Origin of the sequence: Pseudomonas sp. NKUCC02_KPG, assembly GCF_019345465.1 — a bacterium.
Classification (GTDB): Bacteria; Pseudomonadota; Gammaproteobacteria; order Pseudomonadales; family Pseudomonadaceae; genus Aquipseudomonas.
Window position 1 is genome coordinate 109,195 of sequence record NZ_JAHKRC010000006.1, and the last position, 13,965, is coordinate 123,159.

General features: G+C 56.4%; 14 protein-coding genes and 1 tRNA gene. 7 read left to right on the forward strand and 8 right to left on the reverse strand.

Features of this window, described 5'->3' with window-relative positions; translation table 11 throughout:
- The first annotated feature begins 311 nt into the window (after positions 1-311).
- Positions 312-3,695 (forward strand): autotransporter outer membrane beta-barrel domain-containing protein, encoded by a 3,384-nt coding sequence (locus KO536_RS24270; protein ID WP_257622875.1) that lies wholly within the window; start codon positions 312-314, stop codon positions 3,693-3,695.
- Between the two features lie 176 nt (positions 3,696-3,871).
- Here the strand turns inward: KO536_RS24270 and KO536_RS10065 are convergent, their stop codons facing one another.
- Positions 3,872-4,228, reverse strand: coding sequence for an MmcQ/YjbR family DNA-binding protein (locus KO536_RS10065; RefSeq protein ID WP_219261820.1), 357 nt, complete (start codon positions 4,226-4,228; stop codon positions 3,872-3,874).
- A gap of 204 nt (positions 4,229-4,432) precedes the next feature.
- Here KO536_RS10065 and KO536_RS10070 point away from each other — a divergent pair, with 204 nt between their 5' ends.
- Positions 4,433-4,642 (forward strand): hypothetical protein, encoded by a 210-nt coding sequence (locus tag KO536_RS10070; RefSeq protein WP_219261821.1) that lies wholly within the window; start codon positions 4,433-4,435, stop codon positions 4,640-4,642.
- 57 nt (positions 4,643-4,699) lie between these two features.
- Here KO536_RS10070 and KO536_RS10075 read toward each other — a convergent pair whose 3' ends face one another.
- Entirely contained in the window at positions 4,700-4,909 is a 210-nt protein-coding gene (locus KO536_RS10075) for a hypothetical protein (RefSeq protein ID WP_219261822.1), read from the reverse strand.
- A 174-nt stretch (positions 4,910-5,083) separates the two neighbouring features.
- Positions 5,084-5,170: transfer RNA gene (locus KO536_RS10080), tRNA-Leu, on the reverse strand.
- A gap of 269 nt (positions 5,171-5,439) precedes the next feature.
- On the opposite strand from KO536_RS10080, the gene KO536_RS10085 reads away from it, so the two are divergent.
- Positions 5,440-6,486 (forward strand): DMT family transporter, encoded by a 1,047-nt coding sequence (locus KO536_RS10085; RefSeq protein WP_219261823.1) that lies wholly within the window; start codon positions 5,440-5,442, stop codon positions 6,484-6,486.
- A 71-nt stretch (positions 6,487-6,557) separates the two neighbouring features.
- Positions 6,558-7,142, forward strand: coding sequence for a DedA family protein (locus tag KO536_RS10090; protein WP_219261824.1), 585 nt, complete (start codon positions 6,558-6,560; stop codon positions 7,140-7,142).
- On the opposite strand, the gene KO536_RS10095 is transcribed toward KO536_RS10090, so the two are convergent.
- The 3 genes from KO536_RS10095 to KO536_RS10105 all read right to left on the reverse strand — a co-directional run bounded on the left by KO536_RS10095 (position 7,129) and on the right by KO536_RS10105 (position 9,043).
- Positions 7,129-7,851: an anti-sigma factor domain-containing protein gene (locus KO536_RS10095; RefSeq protein WP_219261825.1), complete on the reverse strand. Its 723-nt coding sequence runs from the start codon at positions 7,849-7,851 to the stop codon at positions 7,129-7,131. The genes KO536_RS10090 and KO536_RS10095 overlap by 14 nt on opposite strands.
- The gene (locus KO536_RS10100; protein ID WP_219261826.1) at positions 7,848-8,411 is read right to left on the reverse strand and encodes a sigma-70 family RNA polymerase sigma factor; all 564 of its coding nucleotides are present in this window, start codon (positions 8,409-8,411) and stop codon (positions 7,848-7,850) included. The genes KO536_RS10095 and KO536_RS10100 overlap by 4 nt, the downstream gene beginning before the upstream one ends.
- 92 nt (positions 8,412-8,503) lie before the next feature.
- The gene (locus KO536_RS10105) at positions 8,504-9,043 is read right to left on the reverse strand and encodes a DUF3455 domain-containing protein (protein ID WP_219261827.1); all 540 of its coding nucleotides are present in this window, start codon (positions 9,041-9,043) and stop codon (positions 8,504-8,506) included.
- 226 nt (positions 9,044-9,269) lie between these two features.
- Here KO536_RS10105 and KO536_RS10110 point away from each other — a divergent pair, with 226 nt between their 5' ends.
- Together KO536_RS10110 and KO536_RS10115 are read left to right on the forward strand one after the other, a co-directional pair.
- Positions 9,270-9,797: a DUF4174 domain-containing protein gene (locus tag KO536_RS10110; protein WP_219261828.1), complete on the forward strand. Its 528-nt coding sequence runs from the start codon at positions 9,270-9,272 to the stop codon at positions 9,795-9,797.
- 238 nt (positions 9,798-10,035) lie between these two features.
- Complete coding sequence (locus KO536_RS10115; RefSeq protein ID WP_133078010.1) at positions 10,036-10,647, forward strand: LysE family translocator; 612 nt, start codon at positions 10,036-10,038, stop codon at positions 10,645-10,647.
- Here KO536_RS10115 and punR read toward each other — a convergent pair.
- Complete coding sequence (punR, locus tag KO536_RS10120) at positions 10,583-11,542, reverse strand: DNA-binding transcriptional activator PunR (protein ID WP_219261829.1); 960 nt, start codon at positions 11,540-11,542, stop codon at positions 10,583-10,585. The two genes, KO536_RS10115 and punR, sit on opposite strands and share 65 nt — an antisense overlap.
- A 119-nt stretch (positions 11,543-11,661) precedes the next feature.
- Here punR and punC point away from each other — a divergent pair, with 119 nt between their 5' ends.
- Entirely contained in the window at positions 11,662-12,843 is a 1,182-nt protein-coding gene (gene punC / locus KO536_RS10125; RefSeq protein WP_219261830.1) for a purine nucleoside transporter PunC, read from the forward strand.
- 324 nt (positions 12,844-13,167) lie between these two features.
- On the opposite strand, the gene KO536_RS10130 is transcribed toward punC, so the two are convergent.
- Positions 13,168-13,863, reverse strand: a complete 696-nt coding sequence (locus tag KO536_RS10130) for a pirin family protein (protein WP_133078013.1) — start codon at positions 13,861-13,863, stop codon at positions 13,168-13,170.
- Positions 13,864-13,965: the final 102 nt, after the last annotated feature.

Sequence of the window (13,965 nt, forward strand, 5' to 3'; positions counted from 1 at the left end):
ATGACCGCATTTGGCCAATAGCAGCCAGTCACGAGGGGCAGCCATCGACCAAAAGCGGCCGCCCGTAAATGTATAGGAATCAACGGGTAATTCAGTGCTAGCCAAACTGAGATGAGTGACTAAGCTCGTATAGGGTTACCTCTATTTCTGGAGTCTATTAGAAAAGGGGGGGTTACCACCAAATACCCCCCCCCAAAACCTTATTCACCTTGCTCAGTGCCTGGCTATAGGCATCGGGCTAGAGCCTCTGGGATAGTTCACACATGGATTGGCCCTTAACACCACTTGCACTGGCCATATACGCAAGCCTTATGTTCAGCACTAACGTTTGGGCAGAGGGCGGCGCATCTGGTGCCAATGGCGACATAACGACTATCCCTAACGAATTAAGTAGTGGAGCCCCCGGTACCACGGGAACTGCAGCCAATGGCGGTGATGGCGCAGATTTTCTAAGCCAGAACACACTGGACCTTACCCAAGACCTCGGCTCATTAAGCAATGGCTTAGGTGGACAAGATGCTACCAATGCTCAAGGCGGCGGCGGAAATGGGGGCGCTGGCGGTGGTTCTGCATTTGGCGCTTTCAGCCAAGGCGGTGCAGGGGGGACGTCAACAACAGAATCTAATGGCGGTAATGGCGGGGATATTACCGGCAAAACCATCAGTCAAACCAACGCGGTCAATATCACACTGATCGGCACAGCCGCCGGTAACGGTGGCAGCGGTGGTAGCGGCAGTAGTGGTCGTAACGGCGGCGGCGGCGGTGGTGGTGGTGCAGGCGGCGGATCGATCTTTGGTGGCCTTAGCCAAGGCGGCGCTGGCGGATTCTCAGACGACGACTCCAACCCTAGCGCCGTCTCCTTCTCCGTAGGAGGTTCTGGCGGCGAAATCTCTGATATCACCATGACACTCAGTAACACCACACTTATCGGTGCACTCGGAGGTAATGGAGGTAATGGCGGTAACAGTGATGGAGCCGGTGGCAGCGGTGGAGCCGGTGGCGGATCAATCTTTGCTGGCCTTAGCCAGGGCGGCGCTGGCGGACTCTCCTTCTCCACCACCACCTCCCACTCCTCCTCCGCAGGAGGTTCTGGCGGTGCAATCTCCGACATCACCATGACACTCAGCAATGTCACACTTAACGGTTCACCTGGAGGGGACGGAGGTAATGCTAATTTCACTTTTGGAGCCAGTGGCAGCGGCGGTGCTGGCGGCGGATCGATCTTTGCTGGCCTTAGCCAAGGGGGCGCTGGAGGATTCTCCGATTCCAACTCCGACTCCGACTCCGACTCCGTAGGTGGTTCCGGCGGCGCAATCACTGACATCACCATGACACTCAGCGATCTCACACTAAACGGTGCCCTTGGAGGTAATGCTGGTAATAGTAATGGAGCCAGCAGCAGCAGTGGCGGCGCAGGCGGTGGATCGATCTTCGGTGGCCTTAGCCAAGGCGGCGCTGGCGGATCCTCCTTCTCCTTCTCCAGTACCTCCTCCGCAGGTGGCTCTGGCGGCGCAATTTCTGACATTACCATGACACTCAGCAACATCACACTTAACGGTGCACTTGGAGGTAGTGGAGGGAATGGAAGTAGTGGAGCCGGTGGCAGCGGCGGTGCTGGCGGTGGATCGATCTTTGGTGGCCTTAGCCAAGGCGGCGCTGGCGGATTCTCCAACTCCAACTCCAACTCCAATCCTGACGCCTTCTCTTCAGGAGGTTCTGGCGGCGCAATCTCTGGCATAACCATGACACTCAGCAACATCACACTTAACGGTGCACTTGGAGGTAATGGAGGAGTTGGAGGAATTGGAGCCGGTGGCAGCGGCGGAGCCGGCGGCGGATCGATCTTCGGTGGCCTTAGCCAAGGCGGCGCTGGCGGATTCTCCGTCTCCAGCTCCGACGCCTCCGCTGATGGTGGCAACGGTGGAGCAGTAAGCGGTAACACTCTCCTACTGAGCGATGTCCGTTTAATTGGCGCCCAGGGCGGTACAGGCCAAACGGGCAGCAATGGTATCAATGGCGGCTCCATCTTTGGTGGCTACAGCGCTGGCGGTATGGCGGGCGATGCATTCGCCATTAGCCCTGGTTCAAATGCCTCCGCCAATGGCGGTGCTGGTGGTGACAGCAGTAACAACACTATTAAGTTAGGCGGAGTATCTTCGCTGGCGGGGGATATCTATGGTGGCTATAGCCAAGGCGGCCGCGCCAGTGGCACCAGCGTGGGTGTCACCGGCGCTGGTGGCAGCGCTGAAAATAACCGCATCACCCTCACCGGCACGGAGCTCAGCATTGCTGGAGCGGTATATGGCGGCTATAGCGCTGATGGCGACGGTACCCTGCAACCCAGTAGAGCCTTTACCGGCAATACCCTTAACCTAAATGGCTACCGAGGTTCGGTAAGGGGCATCTACAACTTCGAACAGTACAATTGGTTATTGCCTAAAGATGTAGTTAACCAGGATACCCTGATTAGAATTACTGGTTCTGACAAGGTTGATCTAAACAATACCAAGCATACAGTCGCTATGGTGAGCGATGGTAACCGCCTTAATGAAGGTGACAAAGTGATACTGATCGATAGGGCGCAGGGAACTTCGAGCCCTACAAACGTCCAGGTCGAGCAAGGCCACTTTATTATTTATGATGCTCAGCTCGGCATCGAAAATGATGCTTTTGTGTTAAACATCGACAGCAAGACCGACACTACTCCACTGACCCCCTCGCCTGCAGGCAAGCTTAACCCTAAATCGAAATCTTTCCTGCAAGGCCGAGCGGCAGCGCTTGCCTTCACCAATCAGGGCACCGATATGATCCGCGAGAGCCTCAGCTCCTGCGTCACTGATATGTTTTTCATAACAGATGGAGGCACCAACCGTTACGATACCGGCTCCCACATTCGTATACGCGACTTTAAAATGGCTCTTGGCCTGCGCAAATGTTTCGAACTCCAAAACACTAGCCAAGTAGTGTTCGGTGCCTTTATTGATCACGGTCAAGGTAACTACGACAGCTATAACAGCTTCGCGGGTTATGGCGATGTGCGCGGCAGTGGTGACTTGCGCTACACCGGTGCTGGCCTTTTGTTCCATATGGATGTGGCGGGCACTGCCATCAACAAAAGTGCTAAACCCGTTGCAGGCATCAAAGAAGGCTTGTACCTCGATGCTGTAATGCGCGCAGGTAGGATCAAAACAGATTTTTCCAGCAATGATCTGATCGATGCCGAAGGTGTACGCGGCCACTATAACTCCAAGTCACAGTATGTCAGCGCCATGGCCGGCATCGGCTATGCCATCAACCTTGATGATAAGCAATCTGTTGATGTTTACAGCCGTTACAGTTGGAGCCACATCAACGCTGACAAGGTTATGGTGGGCAATGACAAACTCAGCTTTGGCCGCGACAACAGCTCGCGCTTGCGCGCTGGTACCCGCTACACCTACGCAGTCACAAAGCAAATCGCACCTTATGCAGGCATCGCCTACGAGCATGAGTTCGAAGGTAAGGTCTCCGGCAAGGTCTACGACATGTCGATTAAAGGAGCCGACCTGGGTGGCAGTACTGGGATCTTTGAAGTAGGTGTCTCAACAACTCCGATCGCTTCAGTCAGCGCGATAAAACTCGATGTTGGCGTCCAGGGCTTCTTTGGCGAGCGTAAAGGTGCGACTGGCTCGATTAACCTTTCTTACGAGTATTAATCACCGACCTGACGCCCTATTTTGGTAAATTGCAGTTGGCAATATATGCTGATTTTCCGGCCATAAGCAGATGTTCGTGCAAGATTGCGTAGGTCAAGACAGCCAAACACCACTCGATGCAGGAGTGCAGATATAATCTGTGGAACCAAATGACTATGACTCGTCAGCTCGAGCTGCTATTTGGTTAATTCGTAACTATCTTGAATGAGTTCGTGTATGTGTTCGGTTGCGACCGAGCCGTCCAAAACCACACTGATCCAGTGCTCTTTGTTCATGTGGTAACCCGGAAGAACACCCTCCATTTGACGAAATGAACCCACTTTGCTCGGATTGCATTTCACATCCAAAATATCAAGCTCTCCCTCGGCTGCAAGGCCTAGCTTTTCCTTGGGTACGTTCATCACTATTCCAAACCATTTCTCAGACCCCGCGTGCCTTAGGACGGCATATTTGGGGAATTTAGCCCAAGGGTAATCTGGCTGGATATCGAACTCTTTCGCAACATAGTTCAATACGGCTTTTCTAGATGACATGGGGCTGTCCTTGCTCATTGATTATTGGGTGGCTGAGGAGCCGTCTTGCATTCGGCAGTATGTGAATTGCCCCGGCCTTCCTAGACGCCTTTGAGCGGCTGCTTTTGGCCGATAGCTGACTTTGGTCTGCGACAGCTCTGGGTCGAGACTGAATGTCAGTGAGCAGCAGCTAGACTGATGTGAACACTGATAGGGTGGGTACTGATGAAGAGGACAATTCTGGGGATGACCCATGCTGGTGAGCCGTTGATCTTTGAGGCCTTAGAAGCCCTACGTCTTTATCGTGAGGCTAAAACTTCAGGACGCCCACAAGAAGAAATTGATCGCTTGCAAATATTGGCTGAGTCGCTAGTCCAGGCAGTAACCGATTTTCAGCTTTTGGCGGTTGGTCATGACTCCATCAAGCTTCACTAGAGCTATTTTCTAGTGATTTATTCTAGGTAATTGCTTCACTGCATCAGTTACGCTTTTTCATTCAGGTGTCATGAGCGTTTTTAGTGAAACGTTGATGAACTCTTCATTTTGTGCAATTACGTCTAGCGCCCCACGAACATTTCCTCCTACCTCAGAAGAACCTTGCATCTCAATCCATAGTGTCAGCTCCATGATGGCCGCTTCAAGGGCAAGCTGATTTTCATTGAGCTTATGAAGCAGTGGGGGAATCAGATCTGAGTTCGGCATATGTGATCCTCTATGAAGGATCAGTCTAGCAGGCGAGAGGGAAATGGATTTTCGTACGTAGGCAGGACGCCAGGGGATGGGGTGAAAATCGAGAATTGCGGAGCGGTCTGAATTTTTGCGGTGCAAAAAACAAAGGGCCTGCACGAAGAATCTCATGCAAGCCCTTGATTTGTTTGGTGCCCGAACCCGGAATCGAACCGGGACGCCCTTACGAGCGGGGGATTTTAAGTCCCATGCGTCTACCAGTTTCGCCATTCGGGCGGTAGCGCTGTGAAGCGGGTCAGGAAGGAAGGTGCTTTAGAAGTCAAAGTACTCAAGAGCCTGCGTGACAGGTGGACGAATATATAGAGCCTGCGCCGATGAGGCAAGTTCGATAGCGTTCATTCAGGTACATTTTTTTGCCTTACGGCTGAGTAAAACCTTCGGAAAATCATAGATATACCGAACGCCCCAAGGTTTGTGTCGCTAAGACGGTCGTTTCTTGGGGGCTGGTCTAGGCTGCATGCACGACGATTAAAGAAGTGGATGTGATGAATACGAGTGTGGTTTACGCATTGGCTGCAGCGGCGCTGTTTGGGGCCAGTACGCCTTTGGCCAAGGTACTGGGGGCCGAGGTTCCACCGGTGATGCTGGCGGGTTTGCTGTATCTGGGCAGCGGGGTGGGGCTGCTGCTGGTGCGCTGTATTCGCGATCGAGGCTGGAAGGCGTCTGGCTTGAGTGCAGGCGAGTGGCCCTGGCTGGGCGGGGCGATTGTGTTTGGCGGGATTTTGGGGCCTGTGGCCTTGATGTTCGGTCTGACCCTGACCAGTGGCGCCACCGCGTCGCTGATGTTGAATCTTGAACCCGTGCTGACGGCACTGTTGGCGTGGGTGGTGTTCAAGGAAAACGCCGATCGGCGGATTGTGCTGGGCATGCTGGCGATTATCGCCGGGGGTGTTGTGTTGTCCTGGCCTTCAGGCATGGCGTCAAGTGTGTCGCTCTCCTTGCTCGGGCCGCTGGCCGTCGCGTTTGCCTGTTTGTGCTGGGCGATTGACAACAATCTGACGCGCAAGGTGTCTGCTTCAGACGCGCTGTTTATTGCAGGGGCCAAAGGGTTGTTCGCAGGGCTGGTGAACTGCGCGATCGCGCTGATGATGGGCGCAAAGATTGCGCCACTTGCGGTGCTAAGCCCGACATTGCTGATCGGCTTTTTGGGCTACGGTGTCAGTTTGGTGCTTTTTGTACTGGCATTGCGTGGCCTGGGGGCTGCGCGGACCGGAGCGTATTTCTCGACAGCACCTTTCCTGGGCGCGGCGATCTCCATCCTGGTTCTGGGTGAGTCGGTGTCGGTGCTGTTCTGGGTCGCGGCGGCGTTCATGATGTTTGGCGTCTGGCTGCACCTGACCGAGCGCCATGAGCATGTCCATTTGCATCAGCCGTTGGAGCACACCCATCGGCATGCCCACGACGAACATCATCAGCATGAACATGATGAAGAAGTCACCGGGAACGCCCCCCATAGTCATGCCCATCAACATCACGTGATCAGTCATAGCCATCCGCATTTTCCGGATATTCACCATCGACATCGGCACTGAGTGGCTGCGTGATAGATTGAGTCGCAGGGACGCCGTAACACCCAGACCTTCAATGGAGCTATAAAGCACCCATGTTCGAACACATCGACTTCAATTACTTGCTGGCAACCTATGGTTATCTGGCCATTTTCATCGGGTGCCTGCTGGAGGGTGAAACCATCCTGCTGCTGGGCGGGATGGCCGCGCACCAGCATGTGCTCAAGCTCTTGCCAGTGATTGGTTACGCCAGTCTGGCGGGGATGCTGGGTGATCAGTTGCTGTTCTGGATCGGCCGGTATTTCGGCGCTCGCCTGCTGCCGCGCCTGCACAAGCAGCAGGCTGTCATCGACCGGGTCACTCAAATGATCAATCAGCATCCAGCGGTATCGATTTTTTCGGTGCGGTTTTTATATGGCATGCGGCTGGTCGGGCCGATGGTGATTGGGGCCTGCAAGGTTTCGCCTTTGAAATTCACCTGCATCAACGCGTTGGGCGCTGCCATATGGGCAACGCTGTTTGCCAGCGCCGGGTATTGGGCCGGGGAGTTTCTGGAAGGGATGCTGGGCGACCTCAAGCCGTATCGTTTGCCGATTGCGCTAGGGGTCATTGCGCTGATGGTTGCCGTGGCCGTGGCACGTCATTACCGGGCGAGAAGCAAGGCCGTCAAATCACTTTGACGGCACGGCCGATAAATTGAATCGGGCCAGTAGGCTTTCCAGTCGTCGAGCCGTTGGGACCTTCAAGGGTCAGCTCAAAGAGTTGATTGGGCTCCAGCGGTGGCAAGCGATCCAGTGGCAATGACAAGGTTTGTCCAGGCTTGACCAGCCCCAGGGACACGGGGCCATCCCAGCCATCGCCCTTGGTCCAGAACTCCAGCGCCTTGTCGCTGGGCACCTGTGCGATGCCCAAGGGGATAAGCTGGATTTGTTGGCGGTTACTGGCCTGGATCACCCAGCCTGGTGCCTGATTTTGCGGTGCGACCAGTACCACCATGTAAGCAGGCGGTGAAGCTGTCGGGGCTGCGGTCAATAACACCGTGCCCAGCACCAGGGCGGCCGCCAGGCCCGCAGCTGACAGGCCGCGCCACAATGGCAGCAGGTTCCACCAGGATGTGCTGGCCTGAGTCCGGGGTACAGGGACATTCAACGCGTTGAGACTGCGTTCGATTCGAGGCCACAGCTGCCTGGATGGCGTCTGTGCGGGCACCAGGTCGTTGAGTGGCAACAGGCGCGCTTCCCAGCGCTGCACCGCTGCTTGCAGGTCGGCTTCATGGGCCAGGCGCTGCTCGACTGAACGCCGCTGTTGCGCGTCCAGGGTTCCCAGCACGTATTCGCCCGCCAAAGCATCAAGGTCGGCCGGGTCGTTGTCTTCAGGTTTGAAAGTCATCCCATGCACTCGCGCAAGGCGCTCAAGCTGCGTTTGATCCAGGCTTTGACCGTGCCCAGGGGCGTGGCCAGTTTTTCGGCAATTTCGGCGTGGGTATAACCGTCGACGTAGGCATGCACGATGCACGTACGCCTGGCGGGTTCGAGTTGTTCGAGGCAGCCGTAAATCCGCTCGGAGCCCGTTCGCCATTCAAGGGCATCCTGCGCCTGACTGCCATCGAGGTCGGCCAGGGGCTGTAGTGCCAGTTCGCTGTCTTCGCTGACTTGAAGCTCAAGGCGATTGTCGCGCATGAAGTTCAGAGCCAGATGCCGTGTCACGCTGAAAATCCAGCCCCGTGCCGACCCGCGCTGAGGGTCAAAACTGGGAGCGCGCGTCCAGATCTTGATAAAGGCGTCATGCACGATGTCCTCGGCCAGAGCGTTGTCGCGGGCAATGCGCCTGGCAACACCGAGCAGTCGTGCGCTTTCCTGGGCATACAGGGCAACCAGCGCCTGCCGTTCACCGCGGGCGCAGGCGAACAGGCAGGCTTCATAGTCAAACAATGGCTCAGGTAGCGTCACTGTATTCAGCCGTTAAAGGTGGGACATCCCCGGGGCATTACCCCAGGCTCCATCGGAGCAGCGTAGACGAGAAACGCTACAAGCCACGGATCTTAACGGCTGGCCCAGAAAATGTAGTCAGCCTGATAAGGAACCACCTGGCGCTGGCCCTTGTTGACGGCCGTGCATTCGCTGCTGGGAGCCACGCCGCCTTTGAGGGCGACACGCTGGATATAGCTCACGCCGCTCATGGCGCCTTTGCCTTCAGCCGGATTGGCCTTGACCAGTTGGTACGGCAGATTGCCTGCGCCGGCGGGAGCTACCGCGAGCTGGGTGCCCGTCACTTTGGAACCGTCCAGGGCTTGCCAGGTGGCTGGCGGGCCAAAATAGGTGCCGACTTGTTTACCATTTGTGTCGTTGAGTTGGGCTTTTGGACCGACAAAAAACCATTCCATCTGACCGGGCGCATTGGCTTTTTCTTTGCACTCGTAAGTGATTTCGCCTACGCCAACTGTCGTCATCGCCATCTTGTGTCCGTCGGGAACCCTAATGTTTTCGGGCAAATCAGCCTGGGCATAGGCGACGGGCACCCCGACAAACATCACGGCGGCAAGTGTAACGCTGGCATGGCTGATCAAGCGTTTTACGTTCATGTACCTATCTCCTGATGGGTTAACAGCGTAGTGGCTGTTACAGGTACTACCCGTAGGCGAGGGGTTTGGATGCAGTTGCAAAAAATAAACATGAAAGGCAAAGTCCGGGACCCGGTTGCGTGACTGAGCCCTTGGCCTAAGCTTTGAGTTACAGGCTCAACGCCACGGGTTTCAAGGCATTGGCAACACGCTCGCGAAGCCGGTCCGATAATAAAAGGAGATCTGGATGTTTATCCGTTTATTGATCCTTGCCAGTGTGCTGGTGAGTGGCACGGTGCAAGCTGTTGAAGTTCCAAGTCCCCTTGAACAGGATCGCGGCAAAGCTCGTCCATTGGTGATTGTTGCCCGTGCCGAGGCTGATCCAACCCTGGTAGCCCTCAAGAAAGCACTCGAAGACCCGGCCACCAAACAGGCTTTCAACGAACGCAACATGGTGCTTTATACAATTGTCGGGATCACTGGCAAACGTGATGGCAAGGACCTTGAGCCCCAGAGCACGATGTCGATGATTCGCGGACTCAAGCCGGGGATGATCATTGACAAGGCCAAAGTGATCCTGATCGGCAAGGATGGCGAAAAGAAAGTCGAGACAGTCGGCGACGTTGATCTTGGCGAGCTGTTCAAAACCATCGATGCCTTGCCTTCGACTGAAAAGGAAACCCAGGCGCCGGTTGCGGTCGAGACTCCAGTCAAGGGCGCTGCTGCGGGCAAGTCGGCCAAACCGGCAAAGCAGGTCAAGGCCCTGGAAGACTGAGAGGTCATTGAAAGACAGGCAAAAAAAGGCCCGCTGGGGGAAGCGGGCCAAATGGGATTCACTAAGGAGTGGATCCAATCTAGGCCCGACGATGTGAAAGTGGTGTGAAAATCCCGTCGTCAAAACGAAAGTACACATTCAAATGTGTGTGGTAAAAATAGAGCCCAGCTGTAGCGCAATGCCAGCACTGTAATCCGATAGGGTGAGTCAACCGCTCCTCTGACTGCCGGATACCCTCATGCCGTTCTCCCTTGAACTGATTACTGCCTTCGCACTGTTTGCGTTTGTCTCATCCATCACGCCCGGGCCCAACAACACCATGCTGCTGGCATCGGGCGTCAACTTCGGGTTCAGGCGCACCATTCCCCACGCGCTGGGCATCAGCTTCGGCTTCATGTTTCTGGTACTGGCGGTAGGGCTGGGGCTGGGCGGTGTGTTCAAGGCCGTGCCTGTGGCCTATACCGTGTTGCGTTACCTGGGCGCGGCCTACCTGCTGTACCTGGCCTGGAAAGTCGCCACGTCAGGGCCGGTTTCGGATTCGGATTCTGCCCAGGGCAAGCCTTTGGGGTTCTGGGGTGCAGCGGCGTTCCAGTGGGTCAATCCCAAGGCCTGGGTGATGGCCGTCGGTGCAATCACTACCTACACGCCGTCCCAGGGGTACATCGCCAATGTGTTCATCATCGCCCTGGTCTTTGCCGTCATCAACTTGCCCAGCGTGTGTGTCTGGGCAGGCTGTGGCAGCGCGTTACGCAGTGTTCTGACCAAGCCAAAATGGTTGTTGGCGTTCAATCTGACGATGGCAACTCTACTGGTGGTGTCGCTGTATCCGATTCTGTTTGATGTTCATTGAGCCACTCCTGACTCAGGGTTGGCGTGTCGCCCAAATACTCCAGTAACCAGCTCATGGCCGGGGAGTGATTTTTTTGCGACCAGGCAATGCATGAAGGGCTGGCCGGGAAGGGCCGTTGCAAGTGCAGCGCCACCAGCTTGCCCTGTTCAATCAAGGGCTGAGCCAGGTGGGCAGGGACCATGCCGACGCAGAGCCCGTCGCTGAGGCAGGCCAGCCCCGTTGCCCAGTCGGGCACCATCATTCTGCGCTGGTTGTCCAGCGTCCAGGTGTCCCGTTTGGGCAGGCTGCGGGAGGTGTCATCCATGCACAGTGAAGGGAAGGGGCGCAGGTGATCATCGCCCAGCAACCCCACAACCGAAGCCAGGGGGTGCTGTGGGCTGACCACGCACAGCCAGTGCAGAAAGCCCATGTCGCGAAAAGCAAAGCTGCCCGCCACCGGCACTGCTCGCGTGGCGCCGATAACAATGTCGGTGCGACCGTCCACCAGCGCGTCCCACACACCGTTGTACACCTCGTACTGGACAATCAGCTCCACGTCGGGAAAGTGCCGATAGAAATCGATCACCATTTGCCGGCAGCGCGGATGCTTGATGATGGAGTCCACGGCCACCCGCAATTGACCGCTCCAGCCATTGGCAACCTGCTGGCACAGGCGACGGGTGCCCAGCATTTTTTTCATCACGTCGCGGGCTTCTTTGACAAACATCTGCCCGGCGGGCGTCAGCTCCACATCCCTGTGGCGACGAACAAACAACGGAACGGCCAGCCACTGTTCCAACTGGCGAACGGTGTAGCTGACGGCTGAGGGGACGCGGTGCAGCTCCTGGGCCGCACCACTGAAACTGCCGTGGCGGGCTACCGCATCAATGACATCCAACGAGTATTCGGACCACATGGGTTTGCCTTCAAAAAATTCGATGCCAGTTGGCAATTATTATCGCTTCACAAGCTGATCCTCGGCTGGATAATGGGCGGCAGTCAACAAATTGTTTGATGGCAAGTTTTTGGGTGCACATGAAGAATTCTTTTGGTTTTACCTGTTATCTGGCCGGGCTCAGCATGCTCGGCTACCTGGCGATGGATATGTACCTGCCTGCATTCGGCGCTTTGCGCAGTGAATTAGGGTTGTCTGCCGGCGCTGTGGGCGCGAGTCTGAGTATCTTTTTGGCCGGTTTTGCAGTGGGGCAGTTGCTCTGGGGGCCGTTGTCGGATCGCCTGGGTCGCAAGCCGGTGCTGCTGGCGGGGCTGTCGCTGTTTGCGCTGGGGTGTGGGGGCATGTTCTGGGTTGAGAACAGCGTGTTGCTCTTGAGCTTGCGGTTCATCCAGGCCATCGGTATCTGTGCGGCGGCCGTTACCTGGCAAGCACTGGTGATTGATCGCTACCCGGCCGACAAGGCCAGCCGTGTATTTGCCGGGATCATGCCGCTGATGGGGCTCTCACCGGCGTTGGCCCCTTTGCTGGGCGCCGTGGTCTTGAGTCACTTGGGCTGGCAAGCGATCTTCGCAGTGTTGCTGGGCCTGGCGGTACTGCTGATCATTCCCACGCTGATGCTCAAGGAAAAAGCGCGCACAACACCCCGGACGGTAGCGTCAGGCGTGAGCTATTGGCAGCTTCTGCGCTCGGCACCGTTTAGTGGCAACGTGATGATCTTCGCCGCTTGCTCGGCCAGCTTCTTTGCCTGGTTGACGGCATCACCTTTTATCCTGGGCGACATGGGCTACAGCCCGAGCGATATTGGCTTGAGTTACGCGCTGCCCACCCTGGCGTTTCTGGTGGGTGGCTACAGCTGTCGCAGTGCACTGCTGCGGGTCAGTGGCCGTACGCTGTTGCCCTGGTTGCTGGTCGCTTACTGCGCGAGCATGGTGGGGCTGTATCTGGTGGCCACGCAAACCGAGCCAACGCTGACCACCTTGCTGATTCCGTTTTGTTTGATGGCACTGGTTAACGGTGCGAGTTATCCCATTGTGGTTGCCAATGCCTTGATGCCGTTTTCGGAAAATTCCGGCAAAGCGGCTGCATTGCAAAACACCATGCAGCTTGGCCTGTGTTTTCTGGGCAGCCTGCTGGTTTCGGCGTTTATCAGTCAGCCACTGCAAATCACCGTTGAAGTGATGCTGGCAACTGCACCCTTGGCGGTGCTGGGTTACTTGATTCAGCGGCGCAAGGCAAATGCCAAGGCATTCGTGACTTCCTGAAGGTAGCGGCAGGTGGAAAATCTGTAGCCGCTGAGGAGTAGAACGAGGCTGCGATCGGCTGCGGAGCAGCCGTAAAACCATGGTTCGCGATTCTTCAGGTGGCACGCGATTGCCGGGTTTTGCGAGGAGTGCCTCCTCGATCGCAGCCTCGCACGGCTCGTCAGCGACTACAGGTTTCGCTACCCATCCCGTGCGTAGTCGCTGACGAGCCGTGCGAGGCTGCGTTCGGTTTGGTGCGCCACTGCGACGAAGCAGTCGTAAAAACGGAATTCATGATTTATCAGGCATACCGGGTGTTCCGGGTTTAGTGAGGTCAAAGACGGATCAGGCCACATCCACCAGCACGATTTCGCTGTCTTCAATGGCTGTCACGCGCAGTACCGACTCATCGACCACTGCCACGCCGTCACGGGCGCTGGCACGCAGGCCGTTGACTTCGATCACCCCGGTGGCAGGTACCAGATAGGCGCGGCGGCCACTGTCCAGCCGATACTCGGCTGTTTCTCCGGCCTTGAGGTTGGCGGCGACCAGGCGTGCATCAGCGCGAATACCCAGGCTTTCGTGGTCCCCATCCTTGCCGCTGGCCAGTGTCACAAAGCCTTCGCGCTGGCCCTTGGGGAAGGGCCGGGCGCCCCAGGACGGTGCCTCGCCTTCCTTGTTCGGGATGATCCAGATCTGGAAGATCCTGGTCGGTGTCGACTCCATGTTGTATTCGCTGTGAGCAATGCCGGTGCCCGCACTCATGACCTGGACATCGCCCGCTTCAGTGCGGCCCTTGTTGCCCAGGTTGTCCTCGTGGGTGATTGCACCTTCACGGACATAGGTGATGATTTCCATGTCGCGGTGAGGGTGCTTCGGGAAACCGGTGCCAGGGGCGATAACGTCGTCGTTCCACACCCGCAGGTTGCCCCAGTTCATACGCTGTGGATCGTAGTATTCGGCGAATGAAAAGTGGTGATGGGCATCCAGCCAGCCGTGGTTGGCACCGCCCAGGGTAGTGAAGGGTCTGAGTTCAAGCATGATACGTCTCCTGTTCAGGTTGCCCGTGGGTGTGAACGGCTACCCGGTTGATAATGGTGTGATTCTCTGTCAGGAACATATCGATAAAAAGCTTAAAAAATG

Bases quoted from the DNA above. Each gene is read 5' to 3' on its own strand.
- KO536_RS24270 (WP_257622875.1), top strand. From the start codon at position 312: ATGTTCAGCACTAACGTTTGGGCAGAGGGCGGCGCATCTGGTGCCAAT.
- KO536_RS10065 (WP_219261820.1), bottom strand. From the start codon at position 4,228: ATGTCATCTAGAAAAGCCGTATTGAACTATGTTGCGAAAGAGTTCGAT.
- KO536_RS10070 (WP_219261821.1), top strand. From the start codon at position 4,433: ATGAAGAGGACAATTCTGGGGATGACCCATGCTGGTGAGCCGTTGATC.
- KO536_RS10075 (WP_219261822.1), bottom strand. From the start codon at position 4,909: ATGCCGAACTCAGATCTGATTCCCCCACTGCTTCATAAGCTCAATGAA.
- KO536_RS10085 (WP_219261823.1), top strand. From the start codon at position 5,440: ATGAATACGAGTGTGGTTTACGCATTGGCTGCAGCGGCGCTGTTTGGG.
- KO536_RS10090 (WP_219261824.1), top strand. From the start codon at position 6,558: ATGTTCGAACACATCGACTTCAATTACTTGCTGGCAACCTATGGTTAT.
- KO536_RS10095 (WP_219261825.1), bottom strand. From the start codon at position 7,851: ATGACTTTCAAACCTGAAGACAACGACCCGGCCGACCTTGATGCTTTG.
- KO536_RS10105 (WP_219261827.1), bottom strand. From the start codon at position 9,043: ATGAACGTAAAACGCTTGATCAGCCATGCCAGCGTTACACTTGCCGCC.
- KO536_RS10110 (WP_219261828.1), top strand. From the start codon at position 9,270: ATGTTTATCCGTTTATTGATCCTTGCCAGTGTGCTGGTGAGTGGCACG.
- KO536_RS10115 (WP_133078010.1), top strand. From the start codon at position 10,036: ATGCCGTTCTCCCTTGAACTGATTACTGCCTTCGCACTGTTTGCGTTT.
- punR (WP_219261829.1), bottom strand. From the start codon at position 11,542: ATGTGGTCCGAATACTCGTTGGATGTCATTGATGCGGTAGCCCGCCAC.
- punC (WP_219261830.1), top strand. From the start codon at position 11,662: ATGAAGAATTCTTTTGGTTTTACCTGTTATCTGGCCGGGCTCAGCATG.
- KO536_RS10130 (WP_133078013.1), bottom strand. From the start codon at position 13,863: ATGCTTGAACTCAGACCCTTCACTACCCTGGGCGGTGCCAACCACGGC.